The organism is Streptococcus sp. E24BD (genome assembly GCF_041807825.1).
Lineage (GTDB): Bacteria > Bacillota > Bacilli > Lactobacillales > Streptococcaceae > Streptococcus > Streptococcus entericus.
The window spans coordinates 19,844-34,763 of sequence record NZ_JBGTZB010000005.1 but is presented as its reverse complement, the minus strand read 5'-3'; the positions used below and the strand labels follow the sequence as shown (position 1 = coordinate 34,763).

Sequence of the window (14,920 nt, the reverse complement as noted above, 5' to 3'; positions counted from 1 at the left end):
TCTTTCTTACAAATTTTACTAATATGGGTGCATTAGGACTGTTTATAGACAAAAGCTCCCCTTACTTAAGAAGAGGAGCTTTGGTATTAACCTGTTTATTTGCTAAACAAACCTTTGGCTTTATCAATGAGACCCGCACCTTTATCTGTATCAAGTCCCAGGTCTTTGGCCTTATCAAGTACACCATCAAGACCTTTACTCAAATCCAGACCGTCAAGCAAACCTTTTGCTTGCTCGAGATAGTCACCGAGGCTATCTTTGTTTTCATTGATAAATTCTTTTGCAGCATTGATGTCGCCTTTAGCGATGAGCTCTTTGATTTTTTCGAGCAATTCAGTTGTGTTCATTGTTGTCCTCTTTCTTTTTGTTGTTTTTATTACACCATAAATTCTAGCATAAAGCAAGTCGCTTGTTTGGGAATATGAATCTGATCGCAATGTCTGAGCTGTCCTGTTTCTGAGTTAATCGCAAAGCTAGTTGCTTGAGTACCGTTTTGATCAATCAAAATAAGGAATGAACAAGCTGGTGTCACCGTTAAACTCAGCGCTTCTTGGTTAATAGAGATGGGAGCGAGTTTTTGTAAGGACCCGTCACCTAGAATCTCGAAAACACTCAAGTAAGGACAAGTTGGACGAGTGTGATAGAGATGGGCAGCAGTTGCTCCGACAGATGGGGCGAGGAGAGAAGTCGAATGGATTGATGAATCAGTTTGGCTAGTGTGGTACTCAAAAGCACCGTAACCATCATAAAATAATGTATGGATGATCTGGTGTTCACTGATCAAATAGCAGACTTTGGTCGCTTGGTGAAAAATCAGTTGATAAGGGATGCGCTCGTCAGGACTGCTGAATTGATTAACGAAACTCAGTCTATCGTTTGCTACCTCATAGATGAGTAATCTCTGGCGATGTTTGTCACCAATGGCCAGAAGTTTATCTGGTGTGAGGGTGATAAAGGTTGGGTCAACATCATCTAGAGGTAAGCTACCCAAGGGTTTCAGCTCTTTTTCAGTCGTGATGGCATAAGCTGATAAAAGTTTGCCTTTGTCAGTTAGAGTGTAGGCAATATGCCTATCGGCATCATAGCAGAGCTGATCAGCTTGATTAGTAGGTTGAAGTTCTGAGAGGAGCTGCTCATCTTTTGGTAAAAAAACAAGCTGGTCTTGCCCGTCAAGGTGGGTCAGGGCTAGAAATTTTCCATCTCCTTCAGGGATAACTGCCTTCAGTTGCGTTCTAATCAAAGGTTTTAACTCTCCAAATCGACCGTTTTGTTCATCAAAGGAACAATAGTAAACGAATTGCTCTTCTTCCTGATATGATTGATTGGACCAAATAGTTTGTAAGTGTTTTCTCATAGTAAAATTATATCATATCTATCAGTCGAGAACAACAGAACGGTAAAATTCAGCTAATTCCATCAGAACATGCTATAATAAAGAGAAACTAAGATGAAAGAGAGCTGTTATGGTAAAATTAGCAACTATTTGTTATATTGACAACGGCAAAGAACTCTTACTCATGCACCGCAATAAAAAGCCCAATGATGTTCACGAGGGCAAATGGATTAGTGTTGGAGGTAAGTTAGAAAAAGGGGAAAGTCCAGAAGATTGTGCCATTCGTGAAATCTATGAAGAAACTGGTTTGGTTGTCAAAGAGATGAAGCTGGCTGGTCTAATCACATTTCCAGAGTTCACACCAGGTCACGACTGGTATACTTATGTATTTAGGGTTACAGCTGTTGATGGCGAATTGGTTGAGGACTGTGTTGAAGGCACCTTAGAATGGGTCCCCTACGACCAGGTGCTAACCAAACCAACTTGGGAAGGAGACTATGAGATGTTCCAATGGATTATCGACAATCGCCCCTTCTTTTCAGCCAAGTTGACTTATGACAACGAACAGTTAGTTGGCAAAGAAGTCACTTTTTATGGTGATAATGAGCCAAGATAGAGAAAGGAGTTATGATGAAGTCTGATAAACAATCGTTTACCCTCAGTTGGTTTTTCAAGTGGTTTTTGAACCGTAAGAGTGTGACCATTCTTTTAGTCAGCCTCTTGTTTTTTCTGAATTTATTGGTTTTCACCAAAATTAGTTTTTTATTTGAGCCGGTTATTGGCTTTTTGACCATTGTCATGTTGCCGCTGGTGATTTCTGCTCTGATTTACTATTTGCTGGATCCGATTGTCTTGTGGTTAGAAAAGCAGGGACTATCGAAAGTTTGGGCAATTACCATCACCTTTATCGGTGTGATTATCTTAATGATTTTAGGTATTGCTAGTATCATTCCGATGATCCAGACACAGTTGGGCGCTTTTTTCAGTAATTTACCGAGCTATATTGAAACCGTTGAGAGTCAGGTGACCAGTCTGTTACAAGACAATCGTTTTGAAGCCTTACGACCTCAACTAGCAGATATCGTTGACACCGTCGGTCAAAAAGCTATTGAGTATGTCCAGACCTTCTCAAAGAATGCTGTCGACTGGGCCAGCAATTTTGCTTCTGCAATTGCTAAAGTAACGGTTGCTGTCCTCATTGCACCATTTATCATTTTTTACCTCTTGCGTGATGGCAAGCAACTAAAAGACAAGATTGCCGCTTTTTTACCGACAAAGATGCGGCAACCAGCTCGCCGTGTTCTGTCGGATATTAACAAACAGTTGGCGGGTTATGTACAAGGGCAAGTAACGGTTGCCATCGTTGTTGGTCTGATGTTTTCAGTCATGTTTAGCCTTATCGGGTTACCTTATGCCATCACCTTTGGGATTCTAGCTGGCATACTTAATATGATTCCTTATCTAGGGAGTTTCCTAGCCATGGTTCCTGTTGTGATTCTTGGTTTGGTTGAAGGCCCCTTTATGCTGATAAAAGTGCTTCTGGTTTTTGTGATTGAGCAAACCATTGAGGGGCGCTTTGTGACACCTTTGGTCTTGGGGAATAAGCTGAGCATCCATCCGATCACCATTCTTTTCGTGTTGTTAACAGCAGGGTCTATGTTTGGTCTTTGGGGTGTGTTGCTTGGGATTCCGCTCTATGCTTCCGTTAAGGTAATACTCACTGAGGTGTTCAACTGGTACAAGATTGTTAGTGGGCTTTATCAGGAAGAGGTAACAGATGACCAATAGTGAAAAAATGATTGCCTGTCTAGATCAGCAGGACTTGCGTAAAGCAGATAAGTATTTTCAACGTGCCTTGGCAGATGACAGTGACGATGTGCTGCTAGAGTTGGGTGAGTATCTAGAAGCGATAGGGTTTTATCCACAGGCCAGACAGGTTTATGAGCAGTTATCAGAACAATACCCACATGTTAACTTGAGCCTAGCCCAGATTGCCTACGAAGATGGGGATAAAGTTCTGGCCTTTGACTACCTCACTCGTATAGAGGAAGATAGTGACGACTATATCAGTGCTTTGCTAGTTCTGGCAGACCTCTATGACAGCGAAGGGCTAACGGATGTGGCAAGGGACAAGCTTGTCTTGGCTAGTCAATTAACTGATGAGCCCTTGGTGATTTTTGGCTTGGCAGAGCTAGAATTTGCACTTGAAGATTACAGCTCTGCGATTTCCCATTACGCTAAACTTGATAATCGCCTCTTGTTAGAACAGACAGGGATTTCGACTTATGAACGAATCGGTCGTTCCTATGCCAGTTTGGGACAGTTTGAGGCGGCGATTGAGTTTTTGGAAAAGGCTTTGGAGATTGAATACGATGGGCAGACCAATCTTGAGCTGGCAACGCTTTATTACGAGACTAATCACACGCAAAGAGCCTGTCTTTTATTCAAGCAATTAGAAACCCTTAGCCCAGAGATAGAAGGCTACGAATACCCCTATGCACTCTCTTTAGAAGCAGAAGATCAATTTTCTGAGGCGCTTAGACTGGTGCAACAAGCCCTGCGTAAAAACACTTTTGACACACAGCTTTTACTTTTAGCATCGCAATTGTCTTATGAGTTAGCAGACGCGGTGCAGTCTGAAACTTACCTCAAAGAGGTGCTGGCTCTTGATGAGGACAATGAGGAGGCAAAACTCCGCTTATCAAATCTTTATTTGGAGCAGGAAAGGCATGAAGAGGTTATTGGCTTAGGCTTAGAGATAAGTGACCACCCATTGACCTTATGGCAGTTAGCACAAGCCTATGTGGCTTTAGATCGAGAAGATGAGGCTTTGGTGCTTTATGACCAGACTTTTGCTGATCTTTCTGATAATCCAGATTTTCTCTTGGCTTATGCTTATCTTTTACGTCGTCTAGGAGACTTGGAAAAAGCTAAAACAATCTTGCAAACTTACCTTAGGTTGATTCCTGATGATTTGGCAGTTGAGGAGTTGTTGAGCGATTTGTCCTACGGAGACTAGGAAAATTTGCTGGTGACTGGACTAAAAATATTTCACAAATGAGCATATTCTTTTTCTTATTGGCCATATTTCGCTATAATAGAATCGAAAAGAGGAAGAGTATGTATCAAGTTGTAGAGCTTTATGGGGCATTTGAACCCTGGTGGTTTTTAGATGATTGGAAAGATGATATTATCAAGGTTCAGCATTATGATACCTTTGATGAGGCCATGAGTGCTTTTAAAAAGCAATGGACCCATCTGCGGGTCAGTCACCCATTTTATAAGAGTCGAGCAAGTCTTTTGGCGGCTTTTTGGGATACCAAGCATCAAACGTGGTGTGATGATTGTGAAGAATCATTACAAGAATATCACTCCCTAGCCCTCTTAAAAAACTGGGAAGAGCTACCAGAAGACGAGCATCAACAGCAATTTGAACGCCGAAACGATCCCGTACGCCCTCTATCAGCATGTCAATTAAAAAAGATTGGTTAAGGCCAATCTTTTTTTGCTTGCTTACGAATAACTAGTCAGGAGGCCTTATGGTACAGGATATAGCAAAACGCCTCATTGAAGAGGGGAGAGAACGGCAAGCACAGGATATTTACCTGATTCCGAGACAAGATGATTACGATATTTTTATGAGGATCGGAGATGAGCGACAGTTTTTTGGACAAGAAAAAGCAGCTCTGATGGCGAGTGTCATTAGCCACTTTAAATTCGTCGCTGGGATGAATGTCGGAGAGAAACGTCGAAGTCAACTTGGTTCTTGTGATTATGATATTGGAGAGGGCAAAGTAGTTTCTCTACGATTGTCAAGTGTTGGTGATTATAGAGGTCTAGAAAGCCTAGTTATCCGCCTGCTCTTTGATGGTAAACAAGAGTTAGCTTATTGGTTTGATGGTCTGGAACAGGTTAAGTCTGTTGTCGGTCGTCGAGGGCTCTACCTCTTTGCAGGACCGGTTGGTTCTGGAAAAACAACGCTCATGCATCAGCTCGTCAGTGAAAAGTTCGCAGGGCAACAGGTTATTTCTATTGAAGACCCTGTCGAAATTAAGGAAGACCGTTTTTTACAGCTGCAACTTAATGAGAGCATTGGGATGACCTATGATAATTTGATAAAATTGTCACTACGCCACCGTCCAGATGTGCTCATTATCGGTGAAATCAGGGACACAGAGACCGCTCGAGCAGTGGTGAGGGCTAGTCTAACAGGCGCTGTTGTTTTATCAACTGTTCACGCTAAGAGTCTCTCAGGTGTCTATGAACGCCTGTTGGAGCTGGGGGTTAGTCCCCAGGAAATGAACAATTGCTTGGCTGGGGTTTGCTACCAACGCCTAATCGGGAAAGGAGGTTTAATTGACATTGCAACAGAAAACATTGCCAACCACGACCCAAGTCGTTGGAACCAGAAAATTGATGACTTGGTTAACCAAGGATATCTCACTGAGCAACAAGGACGGGTCGAAAAAATTATCACTTAGACAGCAAAAAAAGTTGATTCAGCTCTTTCACAACCTCTTATCTAGCGGGTTTACCTTGACCGAGATGGTTAATTTTTTAGAACGGAGCAGGTTACTAACGTCGGTGTATACTGACCAGATGCGGCAATCGCTACTGGAAGGAAAATCAATGGCCCAGTTGCTGGCTGATTTGGGATTTTCAGATGGTCTGGTGACCCAGCTGGCCTTAGCCGATGTCCACGGCAACACACAAAAGAGTCTAGCAGGATTGGAAGATTATCTGGAGCAAGTGCTCATCGTTCGTAAAAAACTCATCGAAGTAGCGACTTACCCACTCATGCTCCTGGCTTTTCTCGTCCTTATCATGTTGGGCTTAAAGAACTACCTCTTGCCACAGCTGGAGGGAGAAAACCTAGCGACAACACTGATCAACCATTTTCCTCTTATTTTTCTAGGGATAATGGCAGGGCTGGCGTTTAGCGGGCTACTGCTCAGCTATTTTGCCAAAAAAATAGACAAAATAAGTCTCTACAGCAAGTTATGTAAGATACCCTATCTGGGGCAGTTTATCAGCCTTTACCTGACCGCCTACTACGCCAGGGAATGGGGGAACCTTATCGGACAAGGATTGGATTTGGCGCAGGTGGTTCAGATCATGCAAGATCAAAAATCTCAGCTTTTTCAAGAGATTGGTCTGGATATGCAGCGGGCTTTATTAGCTGGACAAGCCTTTCATGACAAGGTTTTAAGCTATCCCTTTTTTAAGCGAGAATTGAGCTTGATGATAGCCTACGGTGAGGTAAAATCGCGCTTGGGTCAAGAACTTGAACTTTATGCTAAGGAAACTTGGAAGACTTTTTTTCACAAACTCAATCAAGCTAGTCAGCTGATTCAACCTCTGGTCTTTCTATTTGTTGCCCTAATGATTGTCATGATTTATGCGGCCATGCTCTTACCGATTTATCAAAATATGCCAAATTTTTAAGGAGAATATACCATGAAAAAATTATTGAAAACCATTCATAAAAAATCCGTTAAAGGATTTACATTAGTTGAAATGCTTATTGTTTTGCTTATTGTGAGCGTATTACTGCTTCTTTTTGTGCCTAACCTCAGCAAGCAAAAAGAAAAAATCGAAGCATCTGGGGGACGTGCGCTCGTTAAGGTTGTTGAAAGTCAGGCTGAAATGTATGAAATGGGCTCTGCTAATAAGGCTAGCTTATCAGCTTTAGTCGCAGAAGAATTTATCACTCAGGATCAGGCGGACAACTATGTTAAATATGTGTCAGAACATCAAGTGGCTCAAAACGTGCCGAACTAAAGGATTTACTCTTCTTGAAAGTTTACTGGTCCTGTTTATGATTAGTTTATTGGTGCTTAGCCTATCAGGCGCGGTCAATCAGACCTTTCAAGCAGTGCAGACAAAATTATTTTTTATGCATTTTGAGCATCTTTATCAGGATAGCCAACAGCTGAGCCTGAGTCAGCAAGCTACGGTTCAGTTAAACTTAAGTGGTCGACAAATCACCAATGGCTATCAAACCTTATCGTTACCTGAGGAAGTGACCTTGGTCACGGAGCGGCAAATTGAATTTTCGACAGCGGGTGGAAACTCGTCTCTAGCGAAAATAGTTTTTCAAACAAAACAGCAGCAGGTGACCTATCAACTGTATATAGGGAGTGGTAAATATAAAAAAACAATTACAAGCTTACATTCTCCTTGAGAGCTTAATAGCACTCGGGGTGTTGGTTACAATCGCTAGTCTTATTGTCGGTCAGCTGGGGCAGCATCAGGCTGCGGTTGCCCAACGTCTACACCAACAAGAGGTACTAAATGTCGCTACTATGGCTGTCCAGACAGGACAATCCAGTTTAAGCTTGAATGGCATCAGTGTACAGGTGTCACGAACGAGCAGTAGTATTACCGTTTATAGTGAGGGCAAGGAGGTGATGAGTCTTGCTAAAAACTAGGGTTAAAGGGTTTACGCTTTTAGAGTGTTTAATCGCTTTATTAGTGATTGCAGGGAGTTTATCCGTTTATCAGGGATTGACCAAATTGCTAAGCAGTCACACCAGCTACTTAACCGTCAATCATCAGGACAATTGGCTTCTCTTTTGCCAGCACTTGCGTGTAGAATGGCAAGGTGCAACTTTTGATAAGCTGGAAGGCAACCGACTTTATCTGACTAAGGAGGGGCAAGCGCTTAGTTTTGGAAAATTTCGCTCAGACGACTTTCGGAAAAGCAACGCCGACGGTCGGGGTTATCAGCCTATGCTTTTTGGTGTCAGCTCGGCAGACTTCAGCCAGTCAGGAGAAGTCGTCACTTTGCAGGTGACTTTTGATAAGGGCTTAGAAAGGATCTTTGTTTATGCTTTTGACAAAACGCCTTAAAGCTGGCATTTTGCTTTACGCTCTCTTTATGGCTGCTGTCTTTGCCTTGTTGTTACAGTTTTACATCAACCGTGTGCAGGTCACTGCTCAACTGCAGTCCCAGCAATACCAGCAAGCACAAGCCAGCTTAATGGCAGAGCTGACTAAGGAATTGGCAGATAGAGCCTCGGGCTCTTATCAGTTTGCTCAAGGGAGTACCAGCTACACTCATCAGAGTAATTACCTCGTTGTTAGTGTCAATTTATCTCAAGGGAATACCTATCATTACCGATTTTTCAAACTAGAGTTGCCAGACAAAAAAGATAGCAAAGAAACCCCTAAAGAAAATGATAAAGAAATAACAGCTGTTCTCAACGACTCAGACCAAAGTATTGACAAAGTAGAATCAATAAAAGAAACAGAAGTTGACGCGTCAACTTCTGTTTAAGTCTATTTTAGCTCTGCAATGGTTTTAAGGACATGCTCGACGGTAAAGCCGTAGTTGTCGATAACTGTTTGAGCTGGCGCTGAGGCACCAAATTTGTCGATACCGATGACTGCGCCATCTAAGCCGACATACTTGTACCAGCCTTGGGTAGCTGCCATCTCGATCGCCACACGGCGGCGAATGGCGTTTGGCAGAACAGATTCTTTATAGGCGGCATCTTGAGCGTCAAAGAGTTCAGTCGATGGTACGGATACCACACGCACCTTGCCACCTTCTTCTGCCAAGACCTTGGCCGCTTTGACCGCCAGATTGACCTCTGAACCAGAAGCTATCAAGATCGTATCAAAGTCACTGCCTGTCTCATAAACCACATACGCTCCTTTAGACACTTTGCCAAAGTCTGTGCCCTCTTCCACAGTCAAGTTTTGACGGGTCAAGACAAGGGCAGTCGGTGTCTTGGTGCTGGTCAGGGCATGGTGCCAAGCTGCCTGCGTCTCACGGGCATCTGCTGGGCGAAGCACAGTCAGGTTTGGAATGGCACGCAGACCTGCCAAGTGCTCAATCGGCTCATGGGTTGGACCATCTTCGCCGACAGCAATCGAATCGTGCGTAAAGACATAGGTCACTGGCAATTCTTGGATAGCAGACAGGCGGATAGCAGCCTTGACATAGTCAGAGAAGACAAAGAAGGTGCCACCGTAGACCCGCAGACCGCCATGAAGCGCCATACCGTTCAAGATTGTCCCCATAGCAAACTCACGCACCCCAAACTGAATGTTGCGGTTGAGCGGATGGTTCTTATCCTGCAAGCCATCTGCTTTGATATAGGTCATGTTGGAATGTGCCAAGTCAGCTGAACCACCGAGGAAGGTTGGCAAGACCGCAGCTGCGGCGTTGAGAGCATCTTGTGATGAGTTACGAGTGGCTTGAGAGAAGCCGTTCTCATAGACAGGGAAGTCTTTTTCTGTGATGGTCACAGGCGCTTGACCTGCGACCATCGCATCAATCTCTGCTGCTACTTCTGGGTAGGCTGCCTTGTAGTCTGCGACCAATTTTTCCCAAGCGTCATAAGCCGCTTGACCACGCTCAGCGACATTGGTCTTGAAGTCCGCATAGACATCTGCTGGCACTTCAAATGGTGCATAGTCCCAGCCGAGGTTGGCACGGGTCGCAGCCGTTTCATCTGCCCCTAGAGGTGCGCCATGGACAGCATTGGAGCCACCCTTGGTTGGCGCACCATGACCGATAATGGTCTTCACCTCGATCAAAGATGGCTTGCCTGCTGTTTTTGCTTGGTCAATAGCAGAGCTAATCGCTTTGAGGTCTGTACCGTCTTCGACGAGAGTTGTATGCCAGCCATAAGCCTCATAGCGGGCACGGATATTTTCAGAGAAGGCATCCTTGGTCTCACCGTCCAAGCAGATGTCGTTTGAATCATAGAGGACAATCAGCTTGTCCAAGCCTTGGTGACCAGCATAAGACGCTGCCTCAGCCGACACCCCTTCCATGAAGTCGCCATCACCTGCGATGACATAGGTATAGTGGTCAAAGAGTGGGAAGCCGTCTTTGTTGTACTTAGCAGCAAGGAAACGCTCCGCTTGAGCAAAACCAACCGCTGTCGAAATTCCTTGACCAAGAGGTCCAGAGGTGGCATCCACACCTGCGGTATGAGTGACTTCTGGGTGACCAGGGGTCTTTGAACCCCACTGACGGAAGTTTTGCAGCTCTTCGATAGACAAGTCTGCATAGCCTGACAAATGCAAGAGCGCATACAACAGCATAGAGCCATGACCAGCTGATAAAACAAAGCGGTCACGGTTGATCCAGTTTGGCTGGTTTGGTGTGATGCGCAAGTGCTGGGTAAAGAGGCTGTAAGCCATCGGTGCTGCCCCCATCACTACTCCAGGGTGACCAGAGTTGGCCTTGTTAATGGCATCAATACCTAAAAAACGAATCGCATTGACTGATTGAATTGACATAGATTCCTCCATTTTTTCTTAATTGAAAACAGTTTCTCTTCATTATACCACAAAAGTGGATTTTAGGGAAAATACCCGCACATGGTGCGACATGGGCGGGTAGAAACTATTCGTCTGCAAGTCATCTAATCAGAAGGTGTTGAACTGCTTTCTGACATTTCGGCGTCACTGGCTTTAGTGGTTGGTTCTGACGGAGGTGGTGGATTTAATTCCAAATAAGTTGGAGCTTGGAAGAGGCTTTGCGTTGATTTCTGGCCTAACTGGCTGTAGAGGCTCTTCGATTGTTTCCCCAGCTCTTGCTCGATAGCAATCAAGCGCTCAAAACTGTCGATGTAAGAAATAGCGGAAATATCCACTTTTGGTAAGTCGTTTCCCGTATAAAAACGCAACAAATCACCTGTCTGTACCTTATCACTCATGCTTAATTGTTGCTTAGCCGCATCGCGAATCTCCTGAACGCGCACGGAAGTAGTGTCGTCAGGATTGGTGATTTCTTCACCGGTCTCTGTTTTATAAATTTTCCCAGCGTAGCTCGTGTAATCAGGTGCAATCACATGGTTAGATGTCCTGAAGGCAACAATCTGCTGGTTGTCTTTAGAGAGCAGGTCTTGTCCAAGCTGGATAAAGGCTTGGTTATCAATGCCCATCAGGTGCATCAAGGTCGGCAATGCGTCAACTTCCCCACCGAAAGTCTGGCTAATAAAGCCCTTATCCATGCCAGGAATGTGAATCATGAATGGGACACGTTGCAGCATGGCGTTATCATAATCTGTCCAGGTCTCAGGGTTCTTACCAATGAGGCTAGCTAGTTCTGTGTTGCGTGAATTTGAAATACCGTAGTGATCCCCGTACATCACGATAATCGAGTTGTCATAGAGCCCTGAAGCCTTGAGGTAATCAAAGAAGGCCTTGATTGACGCATCGAGGTAGTTAGCTGTCGCAAAATAACCATTGATGGTGTCGTCTTTTGTTTTGGCTAAAGGAAATCCAAGCTCATCTCCTGAGAGGTTTTGATAAGGGTAATGATTGGATACAGTAATAAATTTGGTGTAGAACGGTTGTTGAAGCCGTTCTAAGTATTTAATGGAATCCGCAAACATGACCTTGTCATTGAGACCGTATTGGAAGGAATTTTCCTGGGTTGCCTTGGACATGTAGGATTGGTCAAACCAATAATCGTAACCCCACTGTTTATACACACTGTTGCGGTTCCAAAATGTACCGATATTACCATGAAACACGGCGCTGGTATAATTGCCCAGTTCCCCTAAAATATGAGGGGCAGCCTGCTGGGTATTGTCGCCACCGTATTGGACAAAGTAAGAACCCTGATTTAGCCCGAACAGAGATAACTCCATTAGGGTCTCAGAATCAGAGGTTTTACCAGCCTTAACCTGATGGAAAAAATTAGCAAAGGAGAAGGTTTGCTGGTCATGATAGAGGCTGTTGAGAAAGGGAGCAACTTCGTGTTCAACACCGTCAATAGGTAGTTTGTAATCAATCAAAAACTGCTGGAAACTCTCCAGATGAAGGACGATGACATTTTTGCCTTTAGCCAGCCCAAAGTAGTCAGGGTTTGGTTTTACCTGATGCTGTGCCACATAGTCAGCCACTATAGCCATGTCTGCTGAATCAGCTTCTGAGCGGATTTTTTGCGTCTTGTAGGTTTGATTCCCATCGTAACCGAGGAAGGCAGGCAGTCCTAAGGCCCTAACCACATAGGTGTTGGAAAAGCCACGACTGAGCAGTTCTGGTCGGTCGATTTCCGCTAAAAAGAGATTGATGGAAAATAGCAGAGCAGAAAAAGAGGTCACTGCTATGGCCAGACGATTGGTCAAGGGTCTAGAATCTAGTGGAAATATTTTCTTGCGCCAAGCGTAAACGAGGAAAAATACATCAAGCAAATAGATAATGTCCCAAGGCCTAAATAGATTAAGTGCGGCATCGCCCAGCCCTGCAGATACCTTGCTGGTTGCTAGCATCGTTGTAATCGTGATAAAGTCTGAGAATTCCCTGAAATAAATAGCGTTTGCGACCAGTAACAGATTGAGCAAACCATAAAGCCCTAACAGGGTTCCGTAGAATGCCTTGGTCTGTTTAACATAGAGTGCTATTCCAAGAATTAGCAATGACAAAGGAATAGGGTTGATGAGGGTTAAAAAAAGCTGATAGGGATTTTCTAAACCCAAATGAAAGTCAATATGATAAGCCCACATGCTTTTTAGCCAATAAAACCCAATCAGTACCGCCAGAAATCCCAGACGAAAGCTCAAGGTATGATAGAACTTTTGACGTAATGTTTTCAAATAAGAGCCCCCTTACTTAACATAATCATGAGTCAGAACCACAAGGACTGCAAATGAGCACATTTGGTCTGTCCTTACTAAAGTTTTTCAATCTTACCCAATTATACCATAAAAAAACCTTGTCTGCTTGTCGTGGTCAATGCCATTGGTAAAAATGTCGCTTTTCTGGTACAATGGTTTTATGTTTAAACTGTTTGTCAGCCCTAGTGCTGAAAAGAAAATATTGTCAGGTGTACAAGTCTTAGAGGGACAAGATTTGTTGACCGCAGATTTGCCAGAGGGTCTAGTGACTCTCTACAGTAATCGCGAGAAAAAGTTAGCAAGCGCTTATCTGTCACCACAACAGCGGGGGATTGGCTGGGTATTGCCACAAGCGCCTGTTCAGCTTGATAAAGCTTATTTTGTGTCCCTGTTTGAGGCAGCAAAGGTTAAACGACAAGTCCTTGAGCATTCTAACTTGACAACAGCCTATCGTTTGTTTAACCAAGATGGAGATTGCTTTGGGGGTCTAACGATTGATCGTTACGGTGACTATGCTCTTTTTTCTTGGTACAATTCCTTTGTTTATAGCTTAAAAAATGTGATTGTGTCGGCTTTTCTTGAGGTCTTTCCAGACATGATTGGAGGCTACGAAAAATGTCGCTTCCAAGGGGCAAGCCACATTTCAGCACATATCTACGGTCAGGAAGCACCAGAACAATTTACGATACTGGAAAATGGTGTCAGCTATAACGTGTTTTTAAACGATGGTTTGATGACGGGGATTTTTCTCGACCAGCATGAGGTTCAAGGAGCTCTTGTAGATGGCTTGGCAGCGGGCAAATCAGTGATCAATATGTTTTCCTATACGGCTGCTTTTTCTGTTGCGGCAGCGATTGGCGGGGCTAGTGAAACGACGTCTGTTGATTTAGCCAAACGTAGTCGCGAGCTATCGGCGGCTCATTTTACGGCGAATGGCTTAGCACTCAGTCCACACCGCTTTATTGTGATGGATGTTTTTGACTACTGTCGTTATGCTAAGAAAAAAGGGCTGAGCTATGATATGATCATTCTTGACCCGCCGAGTTTTGCTCGAAATAAAAAACAAACCTTTTCAGTAGCTAAAGATTATCATAAATTGATGGCTCAGGCGGTTGAGCTTTTAGCAGATGGCGGTCTTATTATTGCTTCGACAAATGCCAGCAACCTAAGTCTCCGCCAGTTCCGCCAGCAGATTCACCAAGGTATGGGGAGACTGGCTTATCGTGAAATCAGTCGTTATCAACTGCCAAGTGATTTTACGGTTAATCCAGTAGATGCTCGTAGCAACTACCTAAAAGTTATCATCATGGAGGTCATTAAGTGAATATTCTTGTGCCGATTATGCCCAAATCCTTTGAAGAAGCAATGGCGCTTGAGCTCAGTCATTATGAGGGAACAACGCTTATTGAGTGGCGAGCAGACATGTTGCCTCCAGAAGAGATTTTAACAGTTGCTCCAGTTATATTTGAACGATTTTCAGGCTATGAAATAATCTTCAGTTTAGGCCATCAGAAAAAAGATAGCCAGCAATGGTTACCTGATGAGGTGTATGTGGATTTGATTAAGCAAGTCCAAGAGCTCTATCAGCCTGACTATATTGAAGTGCCTTACAAGGAGCGACAAGCTATTTTTGATCAGTTGCTGACCTTTTCAAATCTTATTCTCTCTCATTACGATACTGAAAAAGTTCCTGACAATATCATGGAAATTTATTCAGAACTAACTGCCCTATCACCTCGCGTGGTTAAACTGGTATTAACCCCACAGACAGAGCAAGATGTGCTTGACATGATGAATTACACTCGAGGCTTTAAATCTCTTCACCCAGACCAGACTTACATGACCATTGCCTCAGGAAAGCTGGGTCAGGTCACGCGTTTTTTTGGTGACTTATTTGGCAGTGACTGGACAATCGCCACTGTTGGTGAAGAATCATCAAGTCAACTCATCTTGTCTGATATGAAGCAAATATTGAGTCTTTTAGAAAAAACCAGTGGATAGC

At 43.9% G+C, this 14,920-nt stretch carries 17 protein-coding genes; 13 read left to right on the top strand and 4 right to left on the bottom strand.

Annotated elements, in window-relative coordinates:
* Window positions 1-95: 95 nt before the first annotated feature.
* Together ACERC5_RS01980 and ACERC5_RS01975 are read right to left on the bottom strand one after the other, a co-directional pair.
* Window positions 96-347 (bottom strand): hypothetical protein, encoded by a 252-nt coding sequence (locus ACERC5_RS01980; RefSeq protein ID WP_373658650.1) that lies wholly within the window; start codon window positions 345-347, stop codon window positions 96-98.
* Between the two features lie 29 nt (window positions 348-376).
* Entirely contained in the window at window positions 377-1,240 is an 864-nt protein-coding gene (locus ACERC5_RS01975) for a beta-propeller fold lactonase family protein (protein WP_373660035.1), read from the bottom strand.
* Window positions 1,241-1,463: 223 nt separating this feature from the next.
* Here ACERC5_RS01975 and ACERC5_RS01970 point away from each other — a divergent pair, with 223 nt between their 5' ends.
* The 11 genes from ACERC5_RS01970 to comGG all read left to right on the top strand — a co-directional run bounded on the left by ACERC5_RS01970 (window position 1,464) and on the right by comGG (window position 8,612).
* Window positions 1,464-1,949: an NUDIX domain-containing protein gene (locus ACERC5_RS01970; protein ID WP_373658652.1), complete on the top strand. Its 486-nt coding sequence runs from the start codon at window positions 1,464-1,466 to the stop codon at window positions 1,947-1,949.
* 14 nt (window positions 1,950-1,963) lie between these two features.
* A complete protein-coding gene (locus ACERC5_RS01965) occupies window positions 1,964-3,121 on the top strand; it encodes an AI-2E family transporter (RefSeq protein ID WP_373658653.1) in 1,158 nt (385 codons plus the stop codon).
* The gene (locus ACERC5_RS01960) at window positions 3,111-4,352 is read left to right on the top strand and encodes a tetratricopeptide repeat protein (protein ID WP_373660034.1); all 1,242 of its coding nucleotides are present in this window, start codon (window positions 3,111-3,113) and stop codon (window positions 4,350-4,352) included. The genes ACERC5_RS01965 and ACERC5_RS01960 overlap by 11 nt, the downstream gene beginning before the upstream one ends.
* A gap of 101 nt (window positions 4,353-4,453) precedes the next feature.
* Window positions 4,454-4,825, top strand: coding sequence for a DUF1033 family protein (locus ACERC5_RS01955; RefSeq protein WP_373658655.1), 372 nt, complete (start codon window positions 4,454-4,456; stop codon window positions 4,823-4,825).
* Between the two features lie 47 nt (window positions 4,826-4,872).
* Window positions 4,873-5,814 (top strand): competence type IV pilus ATPase ComGA, encoded by a 942-nt coding sequence (comGA, locus tag ACERC5_RS01950; protein ID WP_373658656.1) that lies wholly within the window; start codon window positions 4,873-4,875, stop codon window positions 5,812-5,814.
* Window positions 5,750-6,778 carry a competence type IV pilus assembly protein ComGB gene (comGB, locus tag ACERC5_RS01945; protein ID WP_373658669.1) on the top strand — a complete coding sequence of 343 codons (1,029 nt, stop codon included), beginning with the start codon at window positions 5,750-5,752 and terminating at the stop codon, window positions 6,776-6,778. Before comGA ends, comGB begins: the two co-directional genes overlap by 65 nt.
* Window positions 6,779-6,802: 24 nt before the next feature.
* The gene (comGC, locus tag ACERC5_RS01940; protein WP_373658670.1) at window positions 6,803-7,114 is read left to right on the top strand and encodes a competence type IV pilus major pilin ComGC; all 312 of its coding nucleotides are present in this window, start codon (window positions 6,803-6,805) and stop codon (window positions 7,112-7,114) included.
* A gap of 37 nt (window positions 7,115-7,151) precedes the next feature.
* Window positions 7,152-7,517 carry a competence type IV pilus minor pilin ComGD gene (gene comGD, locus ACERC5_RS01935; protein ID WP_373658657.1) on the top strand — a complete coding sequence of 122 codons (366 nt, stop codon included), beginning with the start codon at window positions 7,152-7,154 and terminating at the stop codon, window positions 7,515-7,517.
* On the top strand, window positions 7,474-7,764 hold the full coding sequence (gene comGE / locus ACERC5_RS01930; RefSeq protein WP_373658658.1) for a competence type IV pilus minor pilin ComGE: 291 nt from the start codon (window positions 7,474-7,476) through the stop codon (window positions 7,762-7,764). The genes comGD and comGE overlap by 44 nt, the downstream gene beginning before the upstream one ends.
* Window positions 7,751-8,185: a competence type IV pilus minor pilin ComGF gene (comGF, locus tag ACERC5_RS01925; protein WP_373658659.1), complete on the top strand. Its 435-nt coding sequence runs from the start codon at window positions 7,751-7,753 to the stop codon at window positions 8,183-8,185. Before comGE ends, comGF begins: the two co-directional genes overlap by 14 nt.
* Window positions 8,163-8,612: a competence type IV pilus minor pilin ComGG gene (gene comGG / locus ACERC5_RS01920; RefSeq protein ID WP_373658660.1), complete on the top strand. Its 450-nt coding sequence runs from the start codon at window positions 8,163-8,165 to the stop codon at window positions 8,610-8,612. Before comGF ends, comGG begins: the two co-directional genes overlap by 23 nt.
* Before the next feature lie 2 nt (window positions 8,613-8,614).
* On the opposite strand, the gene tkt is transcribed toward comGG, so the two are convergent.
* Complete coding sequence (tkt, locus tag ACERC5_RS01915; protein ID WP_373658661.1) at window positions 8,615-10,591, bottom strand: transketolase; 1,977 nt, start codon at window positions 10,589-10,591, stop codon at window positions 8,615-8,617.
* A 125-nt stretch (window positions 10,592-10,716) separates the two neighbouring features.
* A complete protein-coding gene (locus tag ACERC5_RS01910; protein ID WP_373660033.1) occupies window positions 10,717-12,897 on the bottom strand; it encodes an LTA synthase family protein in 2,181 nt (726 codons plus the stop codon).
* A gap of 181 nt (window positions 12,898-13,078) precedes the next feature.
* Between ACERC5_RS01910 and ACERC5_RS01905 the strand changes: the two genes are divergently transcribed.
* On the top strand, window positions 13,079-14,242 hold the full coding sequence (locus tag ACERC5_RS01905) for a class I SAM-dependent rRNA methyltransferase (RefSeq protein ID WP_373660031.1): 1,164 nt from the start codon (window positions 13,079-13,081) through the stop codon (window positions 14,240-14,242).
* Window positions 14,239-14,919 carry a type I 3-dehydroquinate dehydratase gene (locus ACERC5_RS01900; RefSeq protein WP_373660030.1) on the top strand — a complete coding sequence of 227 codons (681 nt, stop codon included), beginning with the start codon at window positions 14,239-14,241 and terminating at the stop codon, window positions 14,917-14,919. Before ACERC5_RS01905 ends, ACERC5_RS01900 begins: the two co-directional genes overlap by 4 nt.
* The last annotated feature ends 1 nt before the right edge of the window (window position 14,920 follow it).